Origin of the sequence: Faecalibacillus sp. TM498 (genome assembly GCF_020589955.1) — a bacterium.
Taxonomy (GTDB): domain Bacteria; phylum Bacillota_I; class Bacilli_A; order Erysipelotrichales; family Coprobacillaceae; genus Faecalibacillus; species Faecalibacillus intestinalis.
In genome coordinates this window covers 25103-31267 of record NZ_JAJDKB010000035.1, presented here as the reverse complement: position 1 = coordinate 31267, position 6165 = coordinate 25103, and the positions used below count along the sequence as shown (strand labels likewise).

Sequence of the window (6165 nt, the reverse complement as noted above, 5' to 3'; positions counted from 1 at the left end):
ACCTAATATTCTTATAAAATCTGCTTTCTGAAAGAGTAAATTCTACTTTTATTTTTCATTTTTTTAAAGTGGAATTTAACTTTTCACTTTAGCGAAAGAAATATCTACTTAAAGTTATATTGTTATTATTCCAAATTATAGTAATTTTGATATTCTTCAATAACAATTTTCAATTTATTAATATCTTTTTGGTCTTTTAACGAATGAATTTTTCTGTGGCAATTAGGACATAGAGCAACTGCATTGTTTATTGAATCATCACCACCTTCATTTAAAGGTATTACGTGATGCTCTTCTAAATAAGGGACACCGTTTTCCATAATAAATGGCGCTGGTTTATTACATAAATCACACTTTCCTTTTGCTCTTAATTTAACAAAACTACAAACTTTTTGATCTCTGTAATAAAAATTTATATTTGTATTTTTCTTGCATTTTTTATTTATATCCTTTGTTTTTTTATACAATTCTTTTAATGATTGATTTTTCCATTTATTAGTTAATACATCAATAGACTTGTTATATTCATCTGCGATTTCTACATCTGAATTTTTTCGCAACTCAAAACAAAAATCATTTCCTCCTAATTCATTTTTCTTTTTTTTAATTAAAATAGATGTATAACACGGAATAATCGAATATTTAACAATTAAATCATAATATTTTTTATCATTACAATAAATAAAATACCTTGATTTTGTTGTTGTCTTTATATAAGGAGAAAAATATAGTTGCTCATCTAAACTATCTAGCCAATTAATTCTAGCTTCATAACCTTTTTTACTTACTTCTTTAAGTGGATTGCTATGATTTTTCTTATAGTAATGTAATTCATTATTGAAATATTCATCTTTAAACTCTTTTAAATATTTTTTTATATTACTTTTCAAAAAATAAAATCTATCTGTTGAATTAAATTCTAATTTATTAATACCTGTTTCTGTAGTTTGATTTGGTTCAAAAAAATCTTTTTCCTTTTTAGTTAGATATATTTTTCCTGGATCACCGTGACTACTTAAATGTATTGCCGCAAGCGACATATACATAGGGCATTTATCTAAAATTATTTTTTTACTTCTCATGACATATCCTCCCATTCCTTATTTACTAATAATTATTATCCCAAAAATTATACTTTTTATCAATTATCGCTTTTCCATATATAATTATAGAAAATAACAATTAGAAAGCAGGGGATTTTTCATATTCCTCAAATCAAATACATAATGATGTATAACTATCAAAAATAAAACTTTAATAAAAATTGTTATAAAAGATTTTAACTGTTATCAAAAAATCTTGTGCTATAATATTAAAAAATGCACTTTACATGTCAAAAAATCAGAGGTAATATTATGGTTTCAAAACAACGATCTTACAATATGTCTAGAATTAAAAGTAAAGATACTTCTATCGAACTTAAAGTAAGAAAGTATCTTTATCATAAAGGGTATAGATATCAAAAAAATGTTGAAACATTACCTGGAACACCGGACATATACATATCAAAATATAATGTTGCTATTTTTATTAACGGTTGTTTTTGGCATCATCATTATAATTGTAAATATGCCTATATTCCTAAAACAAATCAAGAATTTTGGATTAATAAATTTAATAAAAATATGCAAAATGATATCAAACACTACAAACAATTAGAACAAATGGATATTAAAGTTATTGTAATTTGGGAATGTGAATTAAAAGAATGTTTTGATTATCGTATGGAAAGTTTATTAGAAGAAATAAAAAATGATGAATAGTAATTTAACTACCAAAAAACCTGCACGAGATGCAGGTTTTTCTTATTATTATATATTATTTAAATAATTTAGAGAAATAGTTTTTAACAACGTGATTTTTAATTCTTGATAATGTTGTGTTGCTTGAATCGAATCTGTCTTTTTTAGCCCAACCTGGTTGAGAATCTGCTTGATTAGTTGTTAAATATGAATAGTAATTTACACACATGATTTTGTTCCTCCTTAGTATTTTATATCCCTTTTGTTACTTATATTATATGTAAGAAAGTTTAAAAATTATATGTGTTGAGGTTATGAGAATATTGCATACATTTGTGCATTATGCACAATGGTGAATATAGTTTTAAACTATATCTAAGTAGATATTATTTGTATTATTCAAACTATGTTTTGATTGATAAAATAAAGACATAGTTTGAAAGGAATGAATAATATGAGTCAATTAAATAGATATGAATTTGTAGGAAGTTTTTTACGTCCTGAAAGATTAAAAGAAGCTAGAAAAAATTATGAATTAAATAATATAACTAAAGAAGAACTTACTAAAGTAGAAGATGAATGTATTGTAGGACTTGTAAATAAACTTAAAGAGTTAGGTTATCATACTATCACAGATGGTGAATTTAGACGTTCTACTTGGCATTTAGACTTTATGTGGGGATTTGAAGGGGTTGAACATAAAAAGACTGTAGATGGAAATCAAACGTTTGATGGTGAAGCAGCTATGATTGATGATACTTATATGACAGGAAAGATTTCTTGTAAAGATCATCCTTTTGTAGAACATTTTAAATTTGTTAAAGCATTAGAAGATGAAAATACTGTAGCTAAACAAACAATTCCTTCACCTGGTCAATTCTATGCTTTCTTTACAGGAGCTGATTTATTAGATAAAACATTAGGTTTCTATGGTAGTGAAGAAGCTTTTGGGGACGATGTTGTTAAAGCATACAATGAATTTGTTCAAGAAATTTATCACGCTGGCTGCCGTCAATTACAATTTGATGATTGTGTATGGGGTGGTATGGTTAATCCTGAACTTGCTGTAAGTTTAACAGGAAGAAAAGGAGAAGAATTAGAAAGATATAAACAACTTTTATTAGATTTAAATAATAAAGTTGTTGCTAGTGCACCTGTAGATTTAACAATTAATACTCATGTATGTAGAGGAAATTATCATTCTACTTACTTTAGTTCAGGAGCTTATGATGGTGTAGCTGATTTACTCTTTGGTGAAGAAAATGTAGATGCTTATTTCTTAGAATATGATGATCATCGTTCTGGTGGTTTTGCTCCATTAAAGAAAGTATCAGGAGATAAGAAAGTTGTTTTAGGTCTTATTACTACAAAGAAACCTGATTTAGAAGATAAAGAACTTGTTAAAAGAAGAATCTATGAAGCAACTAAATATATTCCTTTAGAACGTTTATATTTAAGTCCTCAATGTGGTTTTGCTTCATGTGAGATTGGTAATAAATTAACAGAAGAACAACAATGGGCTAAACTTAAACTTGTTAAAGAAATTGCTGAAGAAGTATGGGGATAATCCTCATATTTCTTTTTTATTACATTGACTTTATATCATACAATACAACCATATAGAAGGATTACCCCTATGATTATTATTGCAGCCTATGCGCTAATGTTTAAGCACTTGATTAAATCAGGTGCTTTTTAATTGATTTATATTTTTTCTAATAAAAAGGACTCTGATATTCAAGGTCCTACAACTAATTTTTATTCTGCTCATATTTAAACTCTCCGCAGCAGAGAAACCAAGAGTTGTACCTGATTTTTATAATTTGTACATATTCTAATGTCAAATTATGTATTTATAATAAGTTATCTTTCTTGAACCGTCAATATTGTAAATAAATAATCTTTAACAGTTCTTATAAAAAGAAAAGGAGAATAACATTGATAATATCAGTGTTTTCTCCTTTTTTTGTTTTGTAATAAATATGCGTACACTATTTTACAATATGCATATGAGGGTAAGGTATTTCAATACCTTCCTTTTTAAATTCAGTGACTAAATCTTTACGAATATCTGCCAGCATTTGGAAACCTTGTACATTATCTTCACTAGTGATTGTTGCTCTTAGTTGGATAGAACTATCTTTTAAATCAGAAACAATCACAGGGACTAATGGATCCTTTTTATCTTTTCTTCCATCAATGAATAAAGGATGTTTTACAACAAGATCTTGAATCACTTTGATTGCTTGATCTATATCACTTTCATAAGAAATATCGATATAAAGATAATTTGCTTTAACATGTTCAATTTGTGAAATATTTTCAATAATTGCTTTATTCATAATATCATTAGGAACAATCATTTGTGTCTTTTCTAATGTTTCAATAACACTATGTCTAAGTGAAATATCAATAACAGTTCCTCTAACATTATGTCCTGTAACAACAATAAAATCACCAATCTTATAAGGCTTATAAGCCATAATCATGGCACCATTAATAAGATTACCTGCAGCTTCTTGACTGGCAAGTCCAATAACTACGGCAACGATTCCTCCAGATGCAAGTAGGGCAGTCGCAAATGATTTTAAAAACTTCACTTCACTACATACAATTGCTAAAAAGATTGTAATGAGAATAATCTTTTTAATTCTTTTTTGTAAAACATAATTATCAGGCCATTTCTTTTTAATAAACTTATTTAATAATTTATTGATTGCAATTAAAACAATCCCTGCAATAACAATTGAAATAATGCCATTAATAACCCCATTTACAAACAAATTATCAATTTGTTCAAATATTTTTTCCATTCAAATTACCTCTTTTTATAATACTTTGAAAGAACATACAACAAAACTGATTGCATTGCTCCTACAATAGAAACCATTAAACATCCATAACAAATCCAATATAAAATACTATTTCCTGTATTAATTGCATTTAATATAAAGAAAACAATAAACGCAATTAATGCTACATTCCTTGTATACTTAAAAAAACGATAAAATCTTTGTGCTAATATTTCATTTGTATTCATCTTATTTACCGATGCAAAAGCGTTTAAATAATTCATCTAATAAATCCTCTTTTGCTTGTTCTCCTAATATTTCTTTTAAACAAGACCAACTATCATAAAGATCTTCTACAATAAGATCTGATGGTATAGACATCTTCATCGCATCGATTGCTATTTGTAAAGAAGAAGCTGCTTTTTCTAATAATTGTGTTTGTCTAGCATTAGTAAGATAATATTCTTCTTGATTACTTATAAGTCCTAAATTAAATTTCTTTTTAATTTCTTTAGTAAGCGCTAAAATATCTTGTTCTTTAGCTGATATTTCAATTCCTTCTAAATCAACTTTCTTACCTAAATCTGCTTTATTAATAATAATAATACGATTTGTATCTTCTGTAAGTTCAAGTAACTTTTGATCTTCTTGATCAAGTTCTTTACTTCCATCAATAACTAATAAAACAAGATCTGCTTTTTTAATCATTTCTTTTGATTTTTCAACCCCAAGACTTTCTACAATATTATCTGTTTCTCTAATTCCTGCTGTATCGATCATATTTAATAAAATACCATCTACTGTTACTGATCCTTCAACGACATCTCTTGTTGTTCCAGCAATATTTGTGACAATCGCTTTTTCTTCTTTTAACATCGCATTTAGTAAACTAGATTTACCAACATTGGGTTTACCAATGATAGCTGTTTGAATTCCCTCTTTTAATAATTTAATATTTTTAGAATCTTCAATGATTTTATTCATCTTTTCAATTAAAGAAGTAGACATTGGTAAAAGCTTATCTGCTGTTAATTCTTCTACATCTTCATATTCAGGATAATCAATATTGACCTCTATTTGCGTAATAATTTGAATTAAATCTTCTTTTAAATCTTTAATAAAATGACTAATACTTCCTTGAATTCCTTTTAAAGCAAGAGAAGAAGCATAACTATTTTTAGCCGTAATAATATCACTAATAGCTTCTGCTTGTGATAAATCAATACGTCCATTTAAAAAAGCACGTTTACTGAATTCACCACGTTCTGCCAGTCTTGCTCCATGATGTAAACAAAGATCAACTACTTTATTTGTAATATAAACACCACCATGGCAATTGATTTCAACCATTTCTTCTCCTGTAAAAGTTCTTTTCCCACGATAGATATTTACTAATACTTCATCTATTTTTTCACCATTATCTTTTATATAACCGTATGTAATGGTATGACTCTCTTTATTTATAATCTTTCCTGTAAAAAACTGTTGAACAAATGCAATAACATCTTTTCCTGATAAACGGATAATTGAAATTGCTGCTTCTAGTCTTGATGTTGCTACTGCAACAATAATATCATCATTCATTTTCATACCACCTTTCTTTTTGATACTATCTTATTTTGTTGATTTTA

The 6165-nt window shown here is 26.9% G+C and carries 7 protein-coding genes; 2 read left to right on the top strand and 5 right to left on the bottom strand.

Annotated features, from left to right (window positions below):
• Positions 1-125: 125 nt before the first annotated feature.
• Positions 126-1082 carry an HNH endonuclease gene (locus tag LJD32_RS10725; protein WP_227403818.1) on the bottom strand — a complete coding sequence of 319 codons (957 nt, stop codon included), beginning with the start codon at positions 1080-1082 and terminating at the stop codon, positions 126-128.
• Positions 1083-1355: 273 nt separating this feature from the next.
• Here LJD32_RS10725 and LJD32_RS10720 point away from each other — a divergent pair, with 273 nt between their 5' ends.
• Positions 1356-1763: a very short patch repair endonuclease gene (locus tag LJD32_RS10720; protein WP_117782949.1), complete on the top strand. Its 408-nt coding sequence runs from the start codon at positions 1356-1358 to the stop codon at positions 1761-1763.
• Between the two features lie 55 nt (positions 1764-1818).
• Here the strand turns inward: LJD32_RS10720 and LJD32_RS10715 are convergent, their stop codons facing one another.
• The gene (locus tag LJD32_RS10715) at positions 1819-1971 is read right to left on the bottom strand and encodes a hypothetical protein (RefSeq protein WP_158556373.1); all 153 of its coding nucleotides are present in this window, start codon (positions 1969-1971) and stop codon (positions 1819-1821) included.
• A 225-nt stretch (positions 1972-2196) separates the two neighbouring features.
• On the opposite strand from LJD32_RS10715, the gene LJD32_RS10710 reads away from it, so the two are divergent.
• Positions 2197-3309, top strand: a complete 1113-nt coding sequence (locus tag LJD32_RS10710; protein WP_227392352.1) for a 5-methyltetrahydropteroyltriglutamate--homocysteine S-methyltransferase — start codon at positions 2197-2199, stop codon at positions 3307-3309.
• 424 nt (positions 3310-3733) lie between these two features.
• Here LJD32_RS10710 and LJD32_RS10705 read toward each other — a convergent pair whose 3' ends face one another.
• Genes LJD32_RS10705 through mnmE form a run of 3 tightly spaced genes read right to left on the bottom strand, consistent with a single transcriptional unit; the run spans position 3734 to position 6118 of the window.
• Complete coding sequence (locus LJD32_RS10705) at positions 3734-4555, bottom strand: mechanosensitive ion channel family protein (protein WP_032091100.1); 822 nt, start codon at positions 4553-4555, stop codon at positions 3734-3736.
• A gap of 5 nt (positions 4556-4560) precedes the next feature.
• Positions 4561-4818: a hypothetical protein gene (locus LJD32_RS10700; protein WP_227279114.1), complete on the bottom strand. Its 258-nt coding sequence runs from the start codon at positions 4816-4818 to the stop codon at positions 4561-4563.
• On the bottom strand, positions 4784-6118 hold the full coding sequence (mnmE, locus tag LJD32_RS10695; protein WP_106987422.1) for a tRNA uridine-5-carboxymethylaminomethyl(34) synthesis GTPase MnmE: 1335 nt from the start codon (positions 6116-6118) through the stop codon (positions 4784-4786). Before mnmE ends, LJD32_RS10700 begins: the two co-directional genes overlap by 35 nt.
• Positions 6119-6165 lie beyond the last annotated feature (47 nt).